Here is a 22,164-nt window from a genome sequence, read left to right on the forward strand (position 1 = left end):
GATTTGTTCTGGGAACAGCGCCCGCTTAGAACGGGTTGCCCATAACAAAAACGGTCCAATAGGTGAAGCCAACGAACGAGATCACCATGTATCCCCAGAACATGAGTATGTATGTTCTTTCGGAAAAGTTCAAATAGCCTAACAGGACAAATACAGCCGTTTGGATAAAGAACAAGAGTGCCATCTCGGTCATATCGCCAGCAAACGCCATAAGAGCGATTACAAGCGTCCAAAAGCCGAGCACCCGAAACATACGTGCCACAATCTCATCCCCCTCTCGTCTCGTCAATCTTGACCCAATTACTCTTGCCCATTATAACGTTTACGGAAACTGCTGTAAACCGCCTTGCGTGACGAATTGGCAAACTTTTTGGCGGTCCTGAAGCCGTTGATACAAGTTTGTGCAAATGAAAAATAAAATATGTATGAGCCTTCAAAAAAATGGATATACAAATTAGTATCCGATAGATTCTATGAACTCTACCAAGGGCATAGAGATAAAGTAAGCGCCTAACGTTAGGAGGTTTTGGTTGCATGACAGCAGTCAGACAAGATGCGTGGAGCCCGGATGACGATCTCATCCTCGCCGAGGTAACCCTAAGGCATATCCGGGAAGGCAGTACCCAGCTCGCCGCTTTCGAGGAAGTCGGGGAAAGAATCGGACGGACTTCCGCCGCATGCGGGTTCCGCTGGAACAGCTGTGTCCGCAAGCGTTATGAAGATGCGATTCAAATTGCTAAACAACAGCGGCAAAAACGCAACTATATGAAAAAGCAGTCCTTTGTCGCGACCTCTCAAGTTTCATCGGTCAATACAATCGATGTCGAGGAACGGTCTTATAAAAATGATTCGATCACGGAAGAATCCCTTTCGGTCGATACGGTCATTCGTTTCCTTCGTCAGTGGAAAGCGACGTATCAGGAGCTAACTCGCCAAATCAAATCGCTTGAACGCGAATTGAGGGAACGGGATGAAGAGCTGTTCACTCTGCGAGGATTGAACGAGAAGCTCTCGCATGAAGTAAACAGCGCCCAAACCGACTACCGAACCGTGAACGACGATTACAAGACGCTCATTCAGATTATGGACCGCGCTCGGCGTCTAACCGTGTTAACGGAAGAAGACGAGTCGAAACCGCGGTTCAAGATGGATGCAAACGGTAATCTTGAACGAATTGAGTAGTGCCGCATACGAGTTTGCGATAAAACAGTCCCGCCATCCTTCATAAAGGAGGCCGGGACTGTTTTATTGTCTATCGAAGACATGGGCGATCTGGTACGATAAGAGACAATAGAGGACCCGGGTTCCATTTTGAACCGAAATGGATTCCATCTGAAAGTTTCAACACGAAAATGAATGCTGCTTATTATGCCAATAGGAAAGAGACAAGAGATAAGGAGAGTTTCAATTTGCGAATCTTCATTGCCGGTGCCGGGGCTATCGGGCTGCTATACGGTACCCGTTTGGTCAGAGCCGGTATCGCTGTCACGATGCTGACCAGGACTGCGGAGCAGGCAGAACGATTAAATGCGGAAGGAGCCGCATTGCAAGAAGGCGGGGAGACCGCTGTCGTGCGGCTTCAGGCGGAGCGGATATCGGATTGCCGGGTAAAGCTGCCGTCTCATGATTGGATTTGGTTAACCGTCAAGCAAACCCATCTGGATGACGCATTCATAGGGGAAATAGCGAGGCTAGCCGAGCAAGGCGCTTCAGTTCTATGCCTGCAGAACGGCATCGGTCATATGCCGCGGTTGCGGGAAGCGATGCCCAGTAGCCCCTTATATGCAGCCATCACGACCGAGGGGGCGCTTAAGGTGGATGCCAGAACAGTTCGTTATACCGGAAAGGGGCAGGTGTTCTTCGGCAGGGAGAAGAGCGCGGATTTGCCGAATATGACCGAAGCAGAGGAATTATCGCAAAAAATGTTGCTTGATGCGCTCCAATCGGCAGGAATAAACGCGTCGCTGTCGAATGAAATGGAGGATCGGACCTATAACAAATTATTGGTTAATGCGGTCATTAATCCGCTCACCGCTTTGTACGGCGTCAGGAACGGCGAGCTGCCGCTCGATCCGCTCCGGAGGACCATGATGGCCGCGCTGCATGCCGAATGCCTGTCGATCTTAACGGCGGCCGGTATGCAGGGCGACGGCGATTCTTGGCAGCGCTTGCTTAATGTATGTGAGCAAACCGCAAGCAACGAATCGTCGATGCTAAGCGATGTGCGCAGCGGAAGATCTACGGAAATCGATTGGATTAACGGAGGAATCGCAGCCTTGGCAGAGCGGATGAAGATGCCCGCCCCGCTGAACGATGCGGTCACGGTTTTAATAAAAGCTCTACGTTCTCAATAATTTTCGAGGAGCGGTCCGCATGCAATTGCTCTGGGAAAGCATAAAACATCTATATGCACTACTGGCCGTTATCCCTGTCGTCCCTTTCCTGCTCGTTTATTTCGGTCTTGGCGCTTACACGGGGAACCGGAAGAAAGCGTTCCGGACCGCAATGGACGTGACGACTGTCCTGCTGATCGGCTGTGTAGCCGTCTTATTTAACGACATCTTCGACAGTTCATTCGGTCTATATGGCATCGTGCTCATTCTTCTTCTGGGCGGAGGGCTGCTGGGCAACGTGCAGTACAGGATGAGAGGCATGATTGACGTCAAGCGGATTGTACGCGCGATATGGCGGCTCGGTTTTTTTTTAATGAGCGTGTTTTATTTCATATTGATGTGCATCGGGATCGGAAAGAGCTTTTTCATGGTATAAAGCAATAGGGGAGTAAACTTTCATATCGTGCATTCGAATCGGTCTTCCAAGGAGGGCCGATTTATTTTGACGGTACGCTTGCCGTTGTGTAAAATGAGAAAAACTCCTATTGCTGATTCTGGAGAGGTTGAACGATACCTATGGAGATCGAATTGTTTCAGCTGCCTGCCGGTCAACCATTAGCCGCTGCTTATAGCGACCGGACAGACAGAAATGTTATAAACCTATTCGGGGGCCATCCCGAGGAAGAAGAGTCATGGCGCGCAAGAGCGGCCGCGCTTGCCGCGAATGCGGACAGCCGGGTGCCGGCTAAGGCGTTGGCGGATACGCTGCGCAGCTATAACGCCCGTTTCAATGATTGCCCGGAGGTTCATAAAGGAATCGATGCGATCGGAGAAGGGGCTCCGGTCATTGTCGGAGGCCAGCAGGCCGGCTTGTGGACAGGTCCGCTTCTGGTCATCCATAAGGCGGTAACGGTCATTCAAGCGGCCCGGTTCGCAGCCCGGAAGCTCGGAACACCGGTCATCCCCGTGTTTTGGATCGCAGGCGAGGACCATGATTGGGATGAAGTGAACCATGCCCTGGTCGCCACCCATGAGCAGGGGATCAAGAAAATTGCGATGGACCGCCCGCCAGGCATCCGGACCTCGGTCAGCCAGACGAAGCTGTCTAAAGAAGCGATGAACGAGGCCGTTACGCAGCTAAGCGTTTCCCTCGAGGATACCGAATTCAAGCAGGATCTGATCGGTCACCTGGCAACATATGCCGAGAGCTCCGAGACGCTGACCGAATGGTTCGCTTATCTCATGGGACGGTTGTTCGGCAAGTACGGTCTGGTTCTGCTGGATTCCGACGATCCTTCCATCCGACGTCTGGAAGCTCCGATGTTCAAGCGAATGATCGAACGCAACGATGAGCTTGAAGAAGCTTACACACGCGGCGCGGCAGCGGTTCGCGAGCTCGGGTATGCAGAGCAGGCAGAGGTTGCCCCGGGCGGTGCGAACCTGTTTCTCTACCATATGGAAGAGGGAGAGCAAGCCGGTGAACGGACGCTGCTGTTCAAACGCAGCGGCCGGTTTAAGAACCGCAAGGGGACCTTATCGATGTCCCGTGAGGAGCTGCTCGGCATTCTTGAGAAAACGCCGGAGCGCTTCAGCAACAATGTGCTGACCCGGCCGCTTATGCAGGATTATGTTCTGCCTGTTCTGGGAACGGTTCTGGGGAACGGTGAGATCGCCTATTGGTCGCTTACCGCGGAAGCATTCCGCACATTCGGTATGCAGATGCCGATTATCGTGCCCCGGATGTCGTTTACGTTGATTGAAGGCGCCGTTGCCAAGCATATGGCCAAATATGATTTATCGTTCGAAGATGTAATCTTCCGCTTCGAAGCCCGTAAGCAGGCGTGGCTGAAGGAACGGGACGAGTTGTCCATTGAAGAACGGTTCGAAGAGATGAAGCTGAAGTTCGCCCAGCTATACGATCCGCTGATCGAGATGGCTGCATCGGTTCAGGCCGGATTGGCCGAACTCGGCGTGAAGAATAAGCGCAGAATAGCGGAACAAATTGCTTATATGGAGACGCGCACGAAGGACGCGCATGCTCAGCGGTTCGATGCTGCGCTGCGGCAGCTCGAACGGATTTCCCTGTCGCTCTGGCCGGCCGGCAAGCCGCAAGAGCGGGTCTTCAATCTGTCCGTCTATTGGAACCGATACGGTACGGAGTGGATTGGCGATCTGTTAGCTATTCCGTACGACCCATCGGGGGGCCATCGTCTGGTCTATATAAATTGAACGATAGTTAGAACATCATAGCTGGCTGCGCAGGAAGAACGTTCTTCCTGCGCAGCGGTTTATGTGCGAATCAATCGTTCATGGTCTATGTCTACACAAATACGAAGTCAAGCAACTGGAGGAAATAAAGATGAGTGCAAAAGAAAATAGCATTGTAACCGATCTCGCCCTGGCGCCGGAAGGCCATTTGAAAATAGGTTGGGCTGCGGCTCACATGCCGGTATTGAACCGGATCCGCGAACAATTCGAGAACGAGCAGCCGTTCAAAGGACTTAAGGTTGCGATTTCGCTTCACCTGGAAGCCAAGACGGCCTATTTGGCCAAAGTCGTGCAAGCCGGCGGAGCCGATGTGACGATTACGGGCAGCAACCCGCTGTCGACGCAGGACGATGTATGCGCAGCGCTGGTCGAAGACGGAATTACAGTCTACGCCAAATACAATCCGGAACCGAAGGAATATAAGGATCTGATGGTCAAAACGCTGGAAACGAAGCCGGATCTCATTATCGACGACGGCGGCGATCTGGTTTCGATTCTGCATGCGGAGCGTCCCGATCTGATGGAGCAGGTCCGCGGCGGCGCCGAAGAGACGACGACCGGCATTCTCCGCTTGAAATCGATGGAGAAGGAAGGCAAGATCAAGTTTCCGATGGTTGCGGTCAACGATGCTTACTGCAAGTATCTGTTCGACAACCGGTATGGGACCGGACAATCGGTATGGGACGGCATTAACCGGACGACAAACCTTGTAGCGGCCGGCAAAACGGTTGTCGTCGTCGGCTATGGATGGTGCGGCAAAGGCGTGGCGATGCGCGCCAAAGGTCTCGGAGCGAATGTGGTCGTGACGGAAATCGACGCAATCCGGGCAGTAGAAGCCTACATGGACGGCTTCACGGTGATGCCGATGATCGAGGCGGCGAAGGTCGGCGATATCTTCGTTACCGTAACCGGCAACCGCGATGTGATCCGCGGAGAGCATTATGAAGTGATGAAGAACGGGGCGATCTTGTCCAACGCCGGTCATTTTGACATCGAGGTTAACAAGCCTGAGCTGCTGGCGCTCTCGACTGGCAAGCGGGTCGTGCGCCGCAACATTGAAGAGTATCAGCTGAAGGATGGGCGCAGCATTTACCTGCTCGCCGAGGGCCGTCTAGTTAACTTGGCAGCCGGCGACGGCCACCCTGCCGAAATTATGGACATGACCTTTGCTCTTCAAGCGTTGTCGCTGAAGTACGTGAACGATAATTACAAATCAATCGGCGCAAAGGTTGTCAACGTGCCTTATGAGCTGGATGAGCAGGTGGCTCATTACAAATTGTCTTCGCTCGGCATCGGCATCGACCGTCTGACCGAGGAACAGAAATCGTACCTGGACAGCTGGACTGAACACTAAAGCTGATTTAAATATATGCCGTTTGAGCAGGATTCGAGGCGAATTCTGCTCAAACGGTTTTTTTATGCAATAGCTTCCGACTAATTTGCAACTTCTTCCAGTAAGAAGGCGTCTAGAGAGCAAAGAGATCATAAGGGGGCTGTGCGAAAATGATCAAGTGGGCGAGGAAATGGAATTCAGGCTGGACGAGAATGTATGCGCTTTTATTGATGGCAATCATTCTTGTTGGATTAGCCGGCTGTTCGAGCGCGAATGAGGACTCGGGCGACAGTGCCTTGCAAAGCATTGAAGGTACCATGAAATCAATGAAATCGGATTCATCTTCCGGCCAGGATAAAGCCGAGCTTGCGAATACGGAGGCTGACCAGGCGTCGGAGAGCGTGAAGTCGTCGACTGAAGCGCCGGCACAGGAAGCGGGCGCGGGGTTTGGGAGCGGGATGCAATCGGGGAGTGCGGCCGATTCGGACGGCTTCAACCGCAAGCTGATTTATCGCGCCAATGTCACGATGGAGGTGGAGGATTACGCCAAATCGCAGACCTCGCTGAGGAATGCGATCCATCTGTCGGGCGGATATATGCTGCAATTCACGGATCAGAAGTCATCCGGAGAGCAAGGCGGCACCTACACGATCAAAATTCCTGCTGAAGGCTTCATGTCGTTCTTAACCGAGCTGGAGAAGATCAAGCATCTTTTTTACGAGACGAGTATGCAGGGAACGGATGTGACGGAAGAGTATGTCGACCTGGAGTCGCGCTTGAAAGCGCGTCAGGTGGTGGAAGCGAGGCTGCTGGCCTTCATGGACAAAGCGACCAAAGCCGACGATCTGCTGCAGTTCTCGGCACAGCTGGGTGAGGTTCAGCTGGAAATCGAGCGGATTAAAGGAAGGATGCGCTATCTGGATCAGAATGTGTCCTACTCTACCGTAGAGCTGCGTATGTATGAGCGGATAGAGCAGGCTGCCAAGATGGAGGAAGAGAAGCCTGTCTTTATGAAGCGGCTGACGAATGCGTTAACCGGAAGCACGACGGTTCTGTATGAATTTGCTCAGGGATTGCTGATTGTGCTGGCCGGCGCGCTTCCGGTAGTGGTCGTTCTGGCCGTTATCGCCATTCCGGTATACGTGGCTTACCGCAGAAGAGAATCGCTCCGTTTAGCGGCAAGAAGAAGGCATACGCAGAAATCAGCCGCTGCGGGCGAGCCGCAGAATAGTGCGCCGGATGCTGCGGAGAATCAAGAGGAAGAGCTGTAACTGGTCCGGCTGACGGTATGACAGCCTTATGACCGTGATAATAGGGAGCTGCGACTGAAGCCATTATACCCGGCTTCCGGCTGCGGCTCTTTTTGTCGTGCCGGCAAGACTGCCTGCCCGCTGCATCGCACAACGCATGGCAGCCGCTTTCGCGAGTCTTTGGCGGTCTGTTTCTGAGCCGGTCTCGAATAACGGCGTCCGGTACAGCTCCAGCAGTGCATCCTCGCTGGCCGCCGCCGCATCGCGGTCGTTGCCGAGCAAGTAATGCGCAACTTGGTAACAGATCTGTTCGACGGCGCGCAGAAGCTCAATTTTTTTGGAGGCAACGGCGTTCATGGCTTACTCCTTTATACGATAATCGTGCTGCGCTTCACTGGCCGGATCGGGAAAGAGTTCCCTGCAGGATTCGTTGCATCTAGCATACACGAATGATACAGGAAAAAGGTTTCAAAAGTATTACAAGATTAATCCCGTGAAATATTTATAAATTCATTACAATGATGCAGGAATTTCATTCTCGGTGGCGAATTGAACAACACTAGTGGTGAAAAGTGGGGGTAAGTGGAGGTTTTGGGGGAAGGGGTGGAGCGGCCTTATGTTCATGGGTGAATATCAGCACAGCATAGACGATAAGGGCCGAATCATCATTCCTGCAAAATTCCGCGACAGCCTGGGCGAGAAGTTCATCGTTACCCGGGGCCTCGACAACTGTTTGTTCGTCTACCCGATGAGCGAGTGGGGCGTTCTGGAGCAAAAGCTGAAGTCGCTGCCGCTTATGAAATCGGATGCCCGTGCGTTCTCGCGCTTTTTCTTCTCGGGGGCTACGGAATGCGAGCTCGACAAACAGGGAAGGGTAAACTTGCCTAATACGTTATGCGATTATGCCAAGCTGGACAAAGATTGCGTCGTACTGGGTGTATCGAACAGAGTGGAGATTTGGAGCAAACAGACGTGGGAAGGATATTTCAACCAGTCGGAAGAGACATTCAACGAGATCGCCGAAAAGCTGGTCGATTTCGATTTTAACTTCTAGATCGCAGGGGCGCCGGTTTTACCGGTCGTGCCAGTCGACCATAGAGCCGGGAGGGTTACAGCTTGTTTCAACATGTTACGGTGCTCAAGGAAGAAGCGGTCGATGGGCTGGCCATCCGACCGGATGGCATATATGTGGATTGTACGTTAGGCGGTGCCGGTCACAGCGAGTTAATCGCTTCAAGGCTCGGTCCCGGGGGACGCCTGATCGCATTCGATCAGGATGAATGGGCGCATGACAACGCACGCGTCCGACTTGCCCCTTATTTGGACCGGGTTACGCTCGTGAAGAGCAACTTCCGTCATCTGGAACAGATGCTCGGCGAGATTGGCGTCTCGCAGGTCGACGGGGTATTGTTCGATCTGGGCGTTTCGAGTCCGCAGCTGGACGAAGCGGAACGAGGGTTCAGCTATAATCATGATGCGCCGCTTGATATGCGGATGGATCAGCACGGGATGTTAACCGCGCATGATATCGTCAATACGTGGGAGGTACGGGAAATTTCCCGTATCTTAGCCGACTATGGTGAGGAGCGGTTCGCCCGGGCCATTGCACGCAAGATCGTCGCGGCCAGAGAGCAGCATCCGATCGAAACGACCGGAGAGCTCGTCGAGTTGATCAAGTCCGGCATTCCTGCCGCCGCAAGGCGGACGGGTCCTCATCCGGCTAAGCGGTCGTTTCAAGCGCTGCGGATCGCCGTTAATGATGAGCTGGGCGCGGAGGAAGCGGCGCTGGAGCAGACGGTCAGGGTGCTGAAGCCGGGGGGAAGGGTGTCGGTCATTACGTTCCATTCCCTGGAGGACCGGATTTGCAAGCAATTTTTCGCGAAATTTGTTGAAAGATGCACATGCCCGCCGGATTTCCCGATGTGCGTGTGCGGATCCAAGGGCGTATTGAAGCTGATTAACCGCAAGCCGATCACGCCGAGCCAGGAGGAATTGGAACTGAATCCGCGCTCAAGGTCGGCCAAACTAAGAGTTGCCGAGAAGCTGTAGCCGCATTCGACAGAATTGATCCTATAATAACGAATATTGGGAGGGGAAACATTTGGCATATCAAAACGGTAACTTGGCGCTGCAGCCGAAACGCAAACCGGAGGAGCAGGTCTATCGGGAGAAGAGAACGGTAGTCGTAAAGCGAAAGCCGCTTCCGGTGCAGGAGAAGCTGCTCTGGCTGTTCACCATTATCGTCGGCGTACTGGTCGCGGGGATCATTATTTTCCGCTATGCGGAAACCTACAAGCTCAATATCGAAGTCCGGAATCTGACGAACCAGTATAACGAAATGGCCGTCGAGATGAAGGAGCTGGAGAAGCAGGTTCAAGTATTGGGCGATCCGGACCGGATTAATAAAATCGCAAAGAGCATGAACATGTCGGCATCCAAACAGGACGTTATGATCGATAGAAAAGAACAATCGACCGAACAGGCCCCGAAGGAATAGGGTGACCGCCATGACAAAGAGAATCAAATTACGGACGTTGCTGGTCGGAGGGCTTATCACCCTCTTTTTTGTTATTTTGATGGGTAAAACCTTCTGGGTACAGGTGGTAAAGGCTGATTTCTGGACGGAGAAGGCGCGCAACACCTGGTCGACATCCGAAACGCTCGTGCCGGTGCGGGGGACGATCAGCGACCGGGACGGCAACGTGCTCGCCATGGATACGGCCGCTTATACGGTGGCGGTGAATCCTAAGATCATCCACGAGCTCGGCATCGAAGATTTTGTCGTGAGCAAGCTTCATCTTATATTGGGGAAGCCGGAATCGGAGCTGCGCGAGATCGTAACGGCGAAGAAGGATGACGGGACGTATTACACGCAGCGCGAGGTGAGGAGAGAAGGCTGGAAAATCGACAAATCGGTGAGAGACCGGATCGTTAATTTTCGGGATGAGCTCGAGAAGCAAACCAAGAAGAAAGACGTCGGCATTTATTTGATCGAACAGCAGAAGCGCTATTATCCGAAGCATGAGCTGGCCGCCCATACGATCGGCTATGTAGATCGGGATGGCAAAGCCATCACGGGACTCGAAGCTTATTTGGATGACGAGCTGAAGGGCGTGGAAGGCAAGATCAATTACAAGCGCGACGGAAACGGCATCATCCTAGAGAATGAGAAGGTCGAGTTCAAACCGTCGCGCGATGGCAAGAATGTGAAGCTTACAATCGATGCCGACATCCAGCATTATGTTCAAGAAGCGATTCAAGAAGCTTACGATAAGTATCAGCCGAAGAGCATTACAGCCATCGCGGCCGACCCGGATACGATGGAAATTCTCGGCATGGCGAACCTGCCTACCTATAACCCGAATGAATACGGGAAATCGCCTCAGGCCAACTTCTACAATCATGCCATCAAGTCGGAATACGAGCCGGGGTCCACATTCAAGATCGTGACCTTGGCTGCTGCCGTCGAAGAAGGGGTATTTAACCCGAATGAGGAGTATGAATCCGGTAGAATTAAAGTCGGCAATCAGACTCTGCGGGACGTTAAGCGCGAGGGTTGGGGGACCATCAGTTTTCTGGAGGGGCTGAAACGTTCCAGTAACGTCGCCTTTGTCAAGCTGGGGTATGAGCGGTTAAAGACGGATAAGATGATCCAGTATATTAAGGATTTCGGGTTCGGCCAGAAGACCGGCATTGAGCTGCCCGGTGAAATTCCAGGTAAAATGAACATTAATCCCAATCGGCCGGTAGAGGTTGCTACCGCAACCTTCGGACAAGGGCCGGTGACCGTTACGCCGATTCAGCAGATCGCGGCAGTAGCCGCGGTGGCCAACGGCGGGAAATTGATGCAGCCGCATATCATCAAAGAAATCGAGGATCCCGTCACGAATAAGACGGAGGTCGTTAAGCCGAAGGTCGTCCGGCAGGTCATCTCCGAGAAGACGTCCAAGCAGGTCGGCGAATATTTGGAGCAGGTCGTCTCCGATCAGAAGATCGGGACCGGTAAGAATGCGTATATCCCGGGATACCGGGTAGCCGGTAAAACCGGTACAGCGCAGAAGGTTATCGCGGGCAAGAAAGGGTACTCCGACGAGAAATACGTCGTATCCTTCATCGGGTATGCTCCAGTCGACAATCCCAAGATCATTGTCTATGTCGTCGTCGACGAACCGAACGACAAATATGCGGGCGGCGGCTCCGTAGCGGCGCCGGTATTCAAGAAGATCGTGCAGCAAAGCCTTCGCCAGATGAATGTTATGCCGGATTTGCCGGTCGATCCGGAGACGAAGAAGTCGTCGAAGCAGAAGGAGTTGACGGTTGCCGTTCCCGATCTGTCCGGACTTGGCCTCAGTCAAGCGAAGTCGAAGCTGAAATCAAGTACGCTAGTGGCGGAGGTCGTCGGCTCGGGTACGGCTGTCAAGCAACAGATTCCGAAGGCCGGTACGGAAACGAGCCCGAATCAGAAAGTCTACCTGATCACGGAGGATCGCGATAAGCTCCCGATTCCGAATATGAGAGGATTGCCTTTGCGCGATGCGCTTGAGATCTGCAGCTTGCTTAACATCCGCACCGTTACGGAAGGCCAGGGCTACGTGACGAACCAGATTGCCGCCATGAAGGATGGCGAACGCGTGCTGAAGCTTATTCTGACTCCTCCTGGACCGTTGGAACAGACGGACGAAAGCGGAGATGGGGGCAGCGATCAGGGGGCAGATAAAGCGGCTAATAGTGCTGCGGATAATGCGGAAGACCAAGAAGATAGACAGGAATAAGAGATTCGATTCTAGTGGAATCGCTTGTCCGCGGAGTAGATCCGCAGCTGTAAGGCCGAAAAACGGCGTTACAGCATAGCATAGCGGAGTGTGGGTGTGGTCGTCTGTAACGCCGAAAAAGGGCCTTACAGGCTGGCTTGAAACCGCTCGTCCGCCGGAGTAAGTAGATCTGCAGCGGTAACGCCGCTTTCTGGCTTCACAGAGTTGGAATCTATCGTCAATGTTAAGCCGATAGTTCCGATAGACCCACGAATGACATTTTTAGAGGCAAACTTAAGCTAACGAAAGCACTTAACGCGGCACATAATTGCCCGATGTATGATGACGCAGCAGCGGAAGGCTTGTTCTAACCCCTTTTGATTCCGAATAGGCTTGGATTAGATATGACGAAGGACATGTTCCTTCTCGATCAAGCGCCTATTGGAGGGGGAAAGACAAGTGAAGGTATCGAATGTAACCGTCCGGCGCAGACTTTTTATCGCGCTGATCGTGTCCATCTTGGCTTTTTCGCTGCTTGCCGGTCGGCTCGGGTACGTCCAGCTGCTGACGGGCGAGGAGCTTACCGCGAAAGCAGAAGATTCGTGGCGCCGCGAAATTCCATTCTCAGCCAAGAGGGGCGAGATTTGGGACCGAAACGGTGTCCGGCTTGCGTATAATATAAGTTCACCAACCGTTATGGTTATTCCCGCGCAAATCAAGGACGCCAAGGCAACGGCCGCTCAGCTGGCCAACGTGCTGGGGATGACGGAAGAGAAAGTGTACAGCTTCGTCAAGAAAAAACAGATGATCGTCAACGTCCAGCCCGGCGGGCGGAAAATAACGACGGAGAAGGCGCAGCAGGTTCGAGATTTGAATCTGCCGGGCGTTATCGTAGCCGAGGACAACAAGCGGTATTATCCCTTTGGGGATTTCGCGTCTCATGTTCTTGGCATCGTTGGCCTGGATGGCGGGCTGACCGGTGTCGAAGCCAAATACAATTCATTCCTGGAAGGCATTAACGGAAATATCTCCTTCCTATCCGATGCGAAGGGCAGAGTAATGCCCGGCTCGTCCGACACCTATTTGAAACCGAAGGACGGGCTCAACATGCAGCTGACGATCGACAAGCAAATTCAGTCGATCATGGAGCGCGAGCTTGATCAAGCGATGGTTAAGTTTCAAGCGAATAATATCATTGCCATCGCCATGGATCCAACGAATGGAGAAATTTTAGGGATGGCCAGCCGCCCGGCTTTCGAGCCGGACAAATTCAGAGACGCGGAGCCGGCGGTCTATAATCGCATTCTGCCGATTTGGATGACGTACGAGCCGGGGTCGACCTTCAAGATCATCACGCTGGCGGCCGCACTGGAAGAGAATAAGGTGAATTTGAAGAACGAGCATTTCTTCGATCCCGGCGCTGTTGAAGTCGGCGGCGCACGTCTGCGCTGCTGGAAGAAAGGCGGCCATGGCAGCCAGACGTTCTTGGAGGTCGTGCAAAATTCATGCAACCCCGGCTTCGTCGCCCTCGGCAACCGTCTGGGTAAAGAAAAGCTGTTCAGCTATATTCGCGACTTCGGCTTCGGTACGAAGACCGGAATCGATCTTGGCGGCGAGGAGAACGGCATCCTGTTCAAGCTGAAGCAGGTCGGACCGGTGGAGCTGGCAACGACGGCTTTCGGCCAAGGGGTATCGGTAACGCCGATTCAGCAAATTACAGCCGTATCGGCTGCGATCAACGGCGGCACGCTCTATAAGCCGCATGTTGCCAAATCGTGGATCAATCCCGAGACTGGAGAAACCGTGGAAACGATCCAGCCAGAGGCTGTCAGGCAGGTCATTTCGGAGAAGACGAGCCAGCAGGTCCGAGAAGCGTTGGAAAGCGTCGTTGCCAGAGGCACCGGCAAAAATGCGTTTATCGACGGCTACCGCGTCGGAGGCAAGACGGGTACGGCACAGAAAGTCATTAACGGCAGATATTCACCGAACGAGCACATCGTATCATTTGTCGGCTTCGCGCCGGCCGACGATCCGAAAATCGTTGTCTATGTCGCCGTTGATAACCCGCAGGGCATCCAATTCGGCGGTGTTGTCGCTGCTCCGATCGTTCAAAACATTTTGGCCGACTCGCTTCCATACATGGGCATCGCTCCCCGAGCGAAACAGATCGAACGGGAGTACAAATACGGCGATAACGCGCCGCGGATCGTTGTCGTACCAAACCTCGTCGGCAAGACCGTTTCCGATATCTACGAGGACATGAACATGAATTTCAACCTGACCTCGGCGGGAAGCGGCAATACGGTCATCCGGCAGGCCCCGGCTGCAGGCACGCGCGTGGAACGCGGATCGACGATCCGCATATATTTAGCCAAAGAAGATGATGAAAGCCAACATCATTGACCATAATGGAGAATATCATCAAGCTATCAAGCAGATAAGGGCTACCGCTTCAAGGCGCAAGTCTTGGCGGTCCCGTAGGAGGAAGAGCACATGCGACTGGATCAATTGGCGGCGCTGCTGGAAACGGCGGTAGTCGCAGGTGACGGCCATAAGGAAATAACAGGGATCCAGACCGATTCCCGGAAGGTGTCGGAAGGCGACTTGTTTATTTGCCTGGTCGGCCATAATATGGATGGGCATGATTATGCACAGGAAGCATTGAAGCGCGGTGCGAAAGCACTCGTCGTCCAGCGGAAGCTCGATGTCGACGCCCCCCAAATCATCGTGAAGGACAGCCGTTTCGCGATGGCAGTCATGGCCGATGAGTATTTCGGCCACCCGAGCAGGTCGCTCAAGCTGATCGGAATTACGGGGACGAACGGCAAGACGACCACGACTTATTTGATCGAACGAATACTGGCCGATGCCAAGCACCGGCCCGGTGTGATCGGCACGGTCGAAATGCGATACGGCGGAAAGACCTACCCCATGTCCGGCACGACGCCGGAAGCGCTTGAGCTGCAGCGTTATCTCGCGGCGATGGTCGCGGAGGGGACGGATTATTGCGCGATGGAAGTATCTTCGCATGCCCTGGAGCAGGGAAGGGTGAAGGGATGCCGTTACCGGACAGCCGTCTTTACAAACCTGACCCAGGACCATCTCGATTATCATGGCACGATGGAGCGTTACGCCGCGGCCAAGGGGCTTCTGTTCGGTCGGCTCGGGAATGATTGCGGAGCATCGCAGGATGAACGCTCGTATGCGGTGCTGAATGCGGATGATCCTGCCTCGGAGGCATTCGCCCGCTTGACCGCTGCCGAGGTGTTAACCTACGGGGTGAAGCAGGAAGCCGACGTCCGCGCGTCCGATATCAAAATTACCGTACACGGGACCTCGTTCCATGTAACGACCTTCCGGGGCGAGGCGGATATAACGCTGCGGATGGCGGGCACCTTCAACGTCTATAATGCGCTTGCAGCTATTACCGCCGCGCTGGTGGAGAATATTCCTCTGGAGCAGATCAAGCAAAGTTTGGAAGCCGTTCCGGGTGTTCCGGGCCGTGTGGAAGCCGTTCATGCCGGACAGCCGTTCGCGGTTATCGTCGATTACGCGCATACGCCGGACGGACTGGACAATGTGCTGAAAGCCGTCAAGGAGATCGCTTCCGGGCGGATTATATGCGTGTTCGGCTGCGGAGGCGACCGCGACCGGACGAAGCGCCCGATTATGGGCCGCATTGCTGCAGCCTACTCCGATTATGTCATCGTAACGTCGGATAATCCCCGGACCGAGGATCCGATTCGCATTCTCGCCGACATTGAAGCCGGACTTCAAAATGACGGCGTACCGCAAGAAAGGTATGAGCTGCAGCCCGACCGCCGCTTGGCGATTCAAAAAGCGGTTGAAATGGCCAGCCATGAAGATGTAGTATTAATTGCGGGCAAGGGACACGAAACGTATCAAATCATTGGCAGCGTAACGCATGATTTCGATGACCGGGAAGTGGCCAAAGAAGCGATAAGGAGTCTGGAAAAGTGATAAAACGAACATTAGCCGACATGGCCGTCATGTGCGGTGGAACAATTTCAAAGGCGAGCCTGCCTAATACGGGGATTGCGGGCGTGACGACGGATTCGCGCCGCGTTCATCAGGGTCAGCTGTTTATACCGCTGGTCGGCGAGCATTATGACGGGCATGATTTCGTTCAAGGCGCATTCGCGTCAGGAGCGGCGGCCGCTCTATGGCAATCCGGCCGTGAGGTTCCCGAGGGGCTGTCAGAAGCTGCGCTCATCTTCGTAGAAGATACGCTCGAAGCGCTTCAGCGGCTCGCTTCCTCATACAGGCAGGAGCTGCAGGTGCGCGTCATCGGCGTTACCGGCAGCAACGGGAAGACGACAACGAAGGATATGGCGGCGTCGGTTTTGGCCGGCGTTTTTCGCGTACACAAAACTGAAGGCAACTTAAACAATCATATCGGACTGCCCTTGACGGTACTGCAGCTGGATGAAACCGTCGAGGTTGCCGTTCTCGAATTAGGCATGAGCGGCTTTGGCGAAATCGAGCTGCTGACCCGGATCGCACAGCCGGATATCGCGATCATTACGAACATCGGCGATGCGCATCTGCTCCAACTGGGATCCCGCGAAGGGATTGCGAAGGCGAAGCTTGAGATTTCCAGCGGCCTGAAGCCTGGCGGCATTCTTCTGTTCAACGGAGACGAGCCGCTGCTGCATAGCGGCGTACAGGCTTTGGAATTGCCGGCGGCGATCGGCAGGCAGACGTTCGGAATCGGGGCAGACAATGACTGGTCGGCGGTGAATGTGGAGCTCGGAGCGGACGCATCGCGTTTCGATATGATTTCGAAGCGGGATCCGCAAGTTTCGCTCAGAGGGCTCCGCATCCCGGTTCTCGGTCAGCATAATGTAGCCAATGCGCTGGCGGCAATAGCCGCAGCATTGCTGCTCGGCGTTCCGCAGGAGCGTATCCAGGAAGGGCTGAACGGACTGACGCTGACCGGAATGCGCATCGAGCCGCTGCGCGCGTCTAACGGAGCGCTGCTGCTGAGCGATGCATACAACGCCAATCCGACAGCGGTCCGTGCAGCTATCGACTTTGTCGAGCACTTATCGGGTTACCGGCGCAAATGGCTCGTTCTCGGCGATATGCTGGAGCTAGGCCCCGAGGAGGCGGAGCTGCATGCAGGCATCGGACAATACGTAACGCCGGATAAAGCGGATGCCGTGCTGACGTTTGGCCCGTTGTCACGCCATACTGCCGCGGCTGCGGCGAATCATTTCGAAGCCGGAGGGCAGAGCGTTGTGGCGTTTGAAGATAAGAACGAATTGATCGAATGGCTGCTGACCAGGCTCGCACCGGAAGATCTCGTTCTTGTGAAAGGCTCGCGGGGCATGCGCATGGAAGAGATTATTCAAGCGCTGCAGCGCGTATAGAGAGGTGAGAAAATGGACATCAAGGTCATATTGCTCTCAATAGGCGCCTCCTTCCTGCTTGCGGTTTTACTCGGACCGTTGTTCATTCCGCTCCTGAGACGGCTGAAGTTCGGCCAGCAAATCCGGTCGGACGGTCCGCAAAGCCATCTGAAGAAGAAGGGTACGCCGACAATGGGCGGCATCATCATCATGCTGGCGACGCTGCTCGCTTTTCTTAAATTTTCGGATAAGACGGCCGAGTTCTGGGTGCTGCTGATCGCGTCGCTCGGATTTGGACTTATCGGGTTTCTGGATGACTATATCAAGATCGTATTTAAACGCTCGTTAGGCCTGACAGCCAAGCAGAAGCTGATCGGCCAATTTCTGTTCGCGGTTATTATATGCTTCCTTCTCTATCAGATGAACCACAGCACGATCGTCAATATTCCAGGCACTTCGATTGATCTGGAATTCGGCTGGTTCTATTATCCTTTCGTCATCATCATGCTGTTCGCCACAACGAATGCGGTGAATTTCACCGACGGCGTTGATGGGCTGCTGGCCGGAACGGGCGCTGTCGCATTCGGCGCTTTCACGCTGCTGGCCATGCATGCGAGCGAGCATGAATCCGCCGTATTCTCAGCCGCCATGATCGGGGCGCTGCTCGGCTTTCTCGTCTTCAATGCCCATCCGGCGAAGGTCTTTATGGGCGATACCGGATCGCTTGGCATTGGCGGGGGAATGGCTGCAGTGGCTATATTGACGAAGACGGAATTTCTGCTTGTGATTATCGGCGGCGTGTTCGTAATCGAGATGCTGTCGGTCATTCTGCAGGTAGGCTCCTTTAAACTGCGGGGCAAGCGTATTTTCAAGATGAGCCCGATCCATCATCACTTCGAGCTCTCTGGTTGGAATGAATGGCGCGTCGTCATTACATTCTGGGCGGTAGGCATCCTGTTCGCCGCGGCAGGACTTCTGCTGGGCCGCTAGGCCGTTAAGCTGAACCGCTGCTTGATTTTAGGCCGACGCTGCCAGCGACAGGACGAGAATCAAGCAGCGTAACCCGCAAGGGTAGACCAACGGATGGACCGAGGGGGACTTAATCACCATGAATGACCCGAAATCTTATAAGGACCGGCAAGTCGTTGTACTCGGTCTTGCCAGAAGCGGCGTCAGCGTTGCCAAGCTTTTTCACAAGCTCGGCGCGCTGGTGACCGTTAACGATCAACAGGAACGTCATCTATGCCCCGAAGCGGACGAGCTGGACGCTTTGGGTGTTTCTGTCATATGCGGAGGGCATCCGGATTCGCTTATTACGAAGGATACGGCGCTAGTCGTCAAGAATCCGGGCATCCCATATACGGCTGCTCCCGTTAAACGGGCGATGGAGCTGGGGCTCGACGTGGTGACGGAAGTGGAGGTCGCCTACTGGCTGTCGCCGGCTCCGATTATCGGCATCACCGGCTCGAACGGCAAGACGACAACGACGACTTGGATCGGCGAACTGCTCGATTCGGCCCAGCTGAGGCCGATCGTAGCAGGCAATATCGGCACGCCTCTATGCGAAGCGGCCCAAACAGCGGAACCGGGCGATTGGATCGTTGCCGAGCTGAGCTCCTTCCAGCTGAAAGGAACGCAGTCGTTCCGTCCGCGCGTGGCGCTGCTGCTCAATATCGCGGAGACGCATTTGGATTACCATGATGGAATCGAAGATTACATCGCATCCAAGGAGAAGCTGTTTGCGAATCAGACAGAGGAAGACACGGCCGTGCTGAACGCCGACGACCCGGTCTGCCGCGAGCTGATGGACAAAGGGACGATCCGGGCTAAGATCCTGCCGTTCTCCACGACTCAGGAGCTCTCGCAGGGCATCTTCATATCGCCGCCGTTTCCGACCGATCTGACGGAGCCTGACGGCGAGGTTCTGCGGCAGATCGTGTGGAAGAAACAAGACGGCGTGACGCAGACGATAATGCCTGTGAACGAGCTGGGCCTTCCAGGGCGTCACAATGCCGCCAACGCACTAGCTGCGATAGCGGCTTGCATCGCTGCGGGCGCCGATCCGAAGTCGCTGCTGCAGCCGCTTCGCGATTTCAACGGCGTCGAGGATCGGCTGGAGTTCGTCTGTGAACGAAAAGGGGTCAAATATTACAACGACTCTAAAGCGACCAATTCGGTCGCAACCATCATAGCGCTTCGTTCGTTTCCCGGCCGGATCGTCCTGATTGCCGGCGGACGCGACCGAGGTTTGGATTTCATGGAGCTGGTGCCGCATATGCGCGATCAGGTGAAAGGGATCGTAACCATCGGCGAAACCCGCGAGAAGCTGGCGGCCGTGGCGAGGCTGGCAGGTTTATCGGCGGTGAAAATCGTCGAACCTGTGGAGGACGCCGAAGCGACGCTGCATCTAGCGGTGCGCGAAGCCGCCTCCATTGCCGAGCCTGGCGATATCGTTCTGTTATCCCCGGCCTGTGCGAGCTGGGATATGTTTAAGTCTTACGAGCAGCGGGGGCGCATTTTTAAGCAATCGGCGCATACGTTGTAAGTAGGGGGCTCGTCCCTACTTACCGATGCAGAGGTGTTTGCGCTATGGTTAAAGCCAGGTCCGCTCCGGATGTCTGGATGATCGTCTCGATTTTTCTTATTCTCGCCATCGGACTTGTTATGGTGTACAGCGCGAGCGCCGTGCTCGCGTTCCACGAGTTCGGAGATAAGTTCTACTACGTCAAGCGGCAGCTGCTGTTTGCCGCGCTTGGCATCGGGGCGATGTTTGTCACGATGAATGCCGACTATTGGGTGTGGAAGAAATGGTCGAAGGCCGGCCTGATTGCCTGCTTCGTCCTGCTTGTGCTCGTGCTCGTTCCCGGGATCGGCGTCGTGCGCGGCGGAGCGAGAAGCTGGCTGGGGATCAGCTCGTTCGGCATTCAGCCGTCCGAGTTCATGAAGCTGGCCATGGTCATCTTCCTGGCCAAGCTGCTCTCCGAGAGGCAGCAGACGGTAACGCTCTTTCTGAAAGGTCTGCTGCCGCCGCTCGGCATCCTCGGCGTGGCCTTCGGCATGATTATGCTGCAGCCCGATCTGGGCAGCGGCGCCGTTATGGTAGGCGCGTCCATGCTCGTCATCTATACGGCAGGAGCGCGGCTTGCCCATCTGGGGTCGCTGGCGATGATCGGCGTTGCCGGGCTGGTCGGCCTGATTCTTGCCGCGCCTTACCGGCTGCAGCGGATAACGGCCTTTCTCGATCCGTGGGCGGACCCGCTCGGAGCGGGCTATCAGTCGATTCAATCGCTGTACGCCATCGGGCCGGGAGGGCTGGTCGGGCTCGGACTCGGCATGAGCCGGCAAAAGTTCAATTATCTTCCCGAGCCGCAGACCGACTTTATCTTCTCGATCGTGGCGGAGGAGCTCGGATTCATCGGCGGCGCAACGATTATTATTCTATTCGGGATACTCGTTTGGCGCGGTATGCGTACGGCTATTGCCGCTCCCGATACGTTCGGCAGCCTGCTGGCTGTCGGCATCGTCGGCATCGTGGCCGTGCAGGTTTTCATTAACATCGGCGTCGTCATCGGCATGATGCCGGTAACCGGCATTACATTGCCGCTCGTCAGCTATGGCGGATCATCGCTGACGCTGCTTTTGACATCGCTTGGCATTTTGCTTAATATATCCCGTTATTCGAGGTGACCTTTTCATGCGTATTGTATTGACCGGCGGCGGAACCGGCGGCCACATTTATCCGGCATTAGCGATCGGCAAGCAGGCGGAGGAGGAGGATCCCGGCACGTCCCTCCTCTATATCGGGACACCGAAGGGAATGGAGAGCCGAATCGTGCCCGAGCACGGGGTCAAATTCGAATCGGTTGAAATTACGGGTTTCAGAAGAAAGCTGTCGCTTGAAAATTTCAAGACGGTCATGCGTTTTCTTAGAGGAGTCCGGCGTTCGAAGGAGCTGCTCCGCAGCTTCAAGCCGGATGTCGTGGTCGGAACTGGCGGTTATGTATGCGGTCCTGTCGTGTACGCGGCAGCGAAGCTGGGGATCCCGACGATCATTCATGAACAGAATGCGGATCCCGGATTGACGAATAAATTTCTAGCCCGCTATGTAGACTGCGTAGCGGTCAGCTTCAAGGAATCGATACCTTCTTTCAATAAAGCCAAGCGGATTGTCCACACGGGTAATCCTTGCGCGTCGAATGTCGTCCGCGCAAACCGGGAGAAAGGCTACGCCTCGTTAGGTCTTCCGCTGGGAAGCCGAATCGTGCTCATGGTTGGCGGAAGCCGCGGCGCGAAGGCGATGAATGATGCGATGGTGGACATGGGGCCTCTGCTTCAGCGGCTGCCTAACGTCCACTTTGTGTTTGTAACAGGAGAAAGCTACTATGAGCAGACGATGGAACGGATGAAGAAGGTTATACCGAAACTATCCAATTATATCCACGTGCTGCCGTATTTGCATAATATGCCGGAGGTGCTGGCGGCAACGACGCTCGTCGTCAGCCGTTCCGGCGCTTCATCTCTTGCCGAGGTGACGGCTTTGGGCATACCTTCCATTCTTATCCCGTCACCGAACGTGACGAACAACCATCAAGAGGCAAATGCGCGAAGCATAGCGGATGCCGGGGCAGCAGAAATGATTGTGGAGCGGAACTTGAACGGGGAGATGCTGTTCGAGCGCATTCAAGCGATCATGACGGATCCTGGCCGCCTTGCAAGCATGGGGAAAGCTTCGCATTCCCTAGGCATTCCGCAATCGGCGTCGCTGATTAACGGCGAGCTGATCAAGCTCGTCAAGAAGAGATAGCTCATCATATGGGCGATTGTCACACACCTGTGCGCGAGGGCATAGTATACCCT

19 protein-coding genes are annotated in these 22,164 nt (G+C 54.6%); 17 read left to right on the forward strand and 2 right to left on the reverse strand.

The annotated features are described in order from the left end of the window. Positions 1–25: 25 nt before the first annotated feature. Positions 26–262 (reverse strand): DUF2626 domain-containing protein, encoded by a 237-nt coding sequence (locus L1F29_RS10360; RefSeq protein ID WP_258388238.1) that lies wholly within the window; start codon positions 260–262, stop codon positions 26–28. Between the two features lie 272 nt (positions 263–534). On the opposite strand from L1F29_RS10360, the gene L1F29_RS10365 reads away from it, so the two are divergent. The 6 genes from L1F29_RS10365 to L1F29_RS10390 all read left to right on the forward strand — a co-directional run bounded on the left by L1F29_RS10365 (position 535) and on the right by L1F29_RS10390 (position 7,205). Continuing rightward, entirely contained in the window at positions 535–1,182 is a 648-nt protein-coding gene (locus L1F29_RS10365) for an RsfA family transcriptional regulator (RefSeq protein WP_258388239.1), read from the forward strand. 227 nt (positions 1,183–1,409) lie between these two features. Next, positions 1,410–2,354, forward strand: a complete 945-nt coding sequence (locus tag L1F29_RS10370) for a ketopantoate reductase family protein (protein ID WP_258388240.1) — start codon at positions 1,410–1,412, stop codon at positions 2,352–2,354. 19 nt (positions 2,355–2,373) lie between these two features. Further along, positions 2,374–2,769, forward strand: a complete 396-nt coding sequence (locus tag L1F29_RS10375; RefSeq protein ID WP_258388241.1) for a DUF3397 domain-containing protein — start codon at positions 2,374–2,376, stop codon at positions 2,767–2,769. A 140-nt stretch (positions 2,770–2,909) separates the two neighbouring features. Continuing rightward, positions 2,910–4,562, forward strand: coding sequence for a bacillithiol biosynthesis cysteine-adding enzyme BshC (bshC, locus tag L1F29_RS10380; RefSeq protein WP_258388242.1), 1,653 nt, complete (start codon positions 2,910–2,912; stop codon positions 4,560–4,562). A 130-nt stretch (positions 4,563–4,692) separates the two neighbouring features. Then, entirely contained in the window at positions 4,693–5,955 is a 1,263-nt protein-coding gene (locus tag L1F29_RS10385) for an adenosylhomocysteinase (RefSeq protein ID WP_258388243.1), read from the forward strand. 149 nt (positions 5,956–6,104) lie between these two features. Beyond that, on the forward strand, positions 6,105–7,205 hold the full coding sequence (locus tag L1F29_RS10390; RefSeq protein ID WP_258388244.1) for a DUF4349 domain-containing protein: 1,101 nt from the start codon (positions 6,105–6,107) through the stop codon (positions 7,203–7,205). Between the two features lie 63 nt (positions 7,206–7,268). On the opposite strand, the gene L1F29_RS10395 is transcribed toward L1F29_RS10390, so the two are convergent. Beyond that, complete coding sequence (locus tag L1F29_RS10395) at positions 7,269–7,541, reverse strand: hypothetical protein (protein WP_258388245.1); 273 nt, start codon at positions 7,539–7,541, stop codon at positions 7,269–7,271. Between the two features lie 259 nt (positions 7,542–7,800). On the opposite strand from L1F29_RS10395, the gene mraZ reads away from it, so the two are divergent. The 11 genes from mraZ (at position 7,801) to murG (ending at position 22,111) form a co-directional block, all read left to right on the forward strand. After that, positions 7,801–8,238 carry a division/cell wall cluster transcriptional repressor MraZ gene (gene mraZ, locus L1F29_RS10400; RefSeq protein WP_258388246.1) on the forward strand — a complete coding sequence of 146 codons (438 nt, stop codon included), beginning with the start codon at positions 7,801–7,803 and terminating at the stop codon, positions 8,236–8,238. A gap of 62 nt (positions 8,239–8,300) precedes the next feature. After that, the gene (rsmH, locus tag L1F29_RS10405; RefSeq protein ID WP_258388247.1) at positions 8,301–9,233 is read left to right on the forward strand and encodes a 16S rRNA (cytosine(1402)-N(4))-methyltransferase RsmH; all 933 of its coding nucleotides are present in this window, start codon (positions 8,301–8,303) and stop codon (positions 9,231–9,233) included. Positions 9,234–9,285: 52 nt separating this feature from the next. Then, positions 9,286–9,681, forward strand: coding sequence for a cell division protein FtsL (gene ftsL, locus L1F29_RS10410; RefSeq protein WP_258388248.1), 396 nt, complete (start codon positions 9,286–9,288; stop codon positions 9,679–9,681). Positions 9,682–9,691: 10 nt separating this feature from the next. Next, on the forward strand, positions 9,692–11,956 hold the full coding sequence (locus L1F29_RS10415) for a penicillin-binding transpeptidase domain-containing protein (RefSeq protein ID WP_258388249.1): 2,265 nt from the start codon (positions 9,692–9,694) through the stop codon (positions 11,954–11,956). Between the two features lie 438 nt (positions 11,957–12,394). Then, positions 12,395–14,338 carry a stage V sporulation protein D gene (locus L1F29_RS10420; RefSeq protein ID WP_258388250.1) on the forward strand — a complete coding sequence of 648 codons (1,944 nt, stop codon included), beginning with the start codon at positions 12,395–12,397 and terminating at the stop codon, positions 14,336–14,338. A 90-nt stretch (positions 14,339–14,428) separates the two neighbouring features. After that, complete coding sequence (locus L1F29_RS10425; protein WP_258388251.1) at positions 14,429–15,916, forward strand: UDP-N-acetylmuramoyl-L-alanyl-D-glutamate--2,6-diaminopimelate ligase; 1,488 nt, start codon at positions 14,429–14,431, stop codon at positions 15,914–15,916. Then, positions 15,913–17,328, forward strand: a complete 1,416-nt coding sequence (locus L1F29_RS10430) for a UDP-N-acetylmuramoyl-tripeptide--D-alanyl-D-alanine ligase (protein WP_258388252.1) — start codon at positions 15,913–15,915, stop codon at positions 17,326–17,328. The genes L1F29_RS10425 and L1F29_RS10430 overlap by 4 nt, the downstream gene beginning before the upstream one ends. Positions 17,329–17,340: 12 nt before the next feature. Continuing rightward, positions 17,341–18,297 carry a phospho-N-acetylmuramoyl-pentapeptide-transferase gene (gene mraY, locus L1F29_RS10435; protein WP_258388253.1) on the forward strand — a complete coding sequence of 319 codons (957 nt, stop codon included), beginning with the start codon at positions 17,341–17,343 and terminating at the stop codon, positions 18,295–18,297. A 118-nt stretch (positions 18,298–18,415) separates the two neighbouring features. Continuing rightward, a complete protein-coding gene (murD, locus tag L1F29_RS10440; protein ID WP_258388254.1) occupies positions 18,416–19,852 on the forward strand; it encodes a UDP-N-acetylmuramoyl-L-alanine--D-glutamate ligase in 1,437 nt (478 codons plus the stop codon). A gap of 44 nt (positions 19,853–19,896) precedes the next feature. Beyond that, the gene (gene spoVE / locus L1F29_RS10445) at positions 19,897–20,994 is read left to right on the forward strand and encodes a stage V sporulation protein E (protein ID WP_258388255.1); all 1,098 of its coding nucleotides are present in this window, start codon (positions 19,897–19,899) and stop codon (positions 20,992–20,994) included. A gap of 7 nt (positions 20,995–21,001) precedes the next feature. Continuing rightward, positions 21,002–22,111: an undecaprenyldiphospho-muramoylpentapeptide beta-N-acetylglucosaminyltransferase gene (gene murG / locus L1F29_RS10450; RefSeq protein ID WP_258388256.1), complete on the forward strand. Its 1,110-nt coding sequence runs from the start codon at positions 21,002–21,004 to the stop codon at positions 22,109–22,111. Positions 22,112–22,164 lie beyond the last annotated feature (53 nt).

This window comes from Paenibacillus spongiae (assembly GCF_024734895.1).
Classification (GTDB): Bacteria; Bacillota; Bacilli; order Paenibacillales; family Paenibacillaceae; genus Paenibacillus_Z; species Paenibacillus_Z spongiae.

Excerpts from the sequence above, each read along its gene's own strand:
- L1F29_RS10365 (WP_258388239.1), top strand. The coding sequence starts at position 535 with ATGACAGCAGTCAGACAAGATGCGTGGAGCCCGGATGACGATCTCATC.
- L1F29_RS10375 (WP_258388241.1), top strand. The coding sequence starts at position 2,374 with ATGCAATTGCTCTGGGAAAGCATAAAACATCTATATGCACTACTGGCC.
- bshC (WP_258388242.1), top strand. The coding sequence starts at position 2,910 with ATGGAGATCGAATTGTTTCAGCTGCCTGCCGGTCAACCATTAGCCGCT.
- L1F29_RS10385 (WP_258388243.1), top strand. The coding sequence starts at position 4,693 with ATGAGTGCAAAAGAAAATAGCATTGTAACCGATCTCGCCCTGGCGCCG.
- L1F29_RS10390 (WP_258388244.1), top strand. The coding sequence starts at position 6,105 with ATGATCAAGTGGGCGAGGAAATGGAATTCAGGCTGGACGAGAATGTAT.
- L1F29_RS10395 (WP_258388245.1), bottom strand. The coding sequence starts at position 7,541 with ATGAACGCCGTTGCCTCCAAAAAAATTGAGCTTCTGCGCGCCGTCGAA.
- mraZ (WP_258388246.1), top strand. The coding sequence starts at position 7,801 with ATGTTCATGGGTGAATATCAGCACAGCATAGACGATAAGGGCCGAATC.
- L1F29_RS10415 (WP_258388249.1), top strand. The coding sequence starts at position 9,692 with ATGACAAAGAGAATCAAATTACGGACGTTGCTGGTCGGAGGGCTTATC.
- L1F29_RS10425 (WP_258388251.1), top strand. The coding sequence starts at position 14,429 with ATGCGACTGGATCAATTGGCGGCGCTGCTGGAAACGGCGGTAGTCGCA.
- mraY (WP_258388253.1), top strand. The coding sequence starts at position 17,341 with ATGGACATCAAGGTCATATTGCTCTCAATAGGCGCCTCCTTCCTGCTT.
- murD (WP_258388254.1), top strand. The coding sequence starts at position 18,416 with ATGAATGACCCGAAATCTTATAAGGACCGGCAAGTCGTTGTACTCGGT.
- spoVE (WP_258388255.1), top strand. The coding sequence starts at position 19,897 with ATGGTTAAAGCCAGGTCCGCTCCGGATGTCTGGATGATCGTCTCGATT.
- murG (WP_258388256.1), top strand. The coding sequence starts at position 21,002 with ATGCGTATTGTATTGACCGGCGGCGGAACCGGCGGCCACATTTATCCG.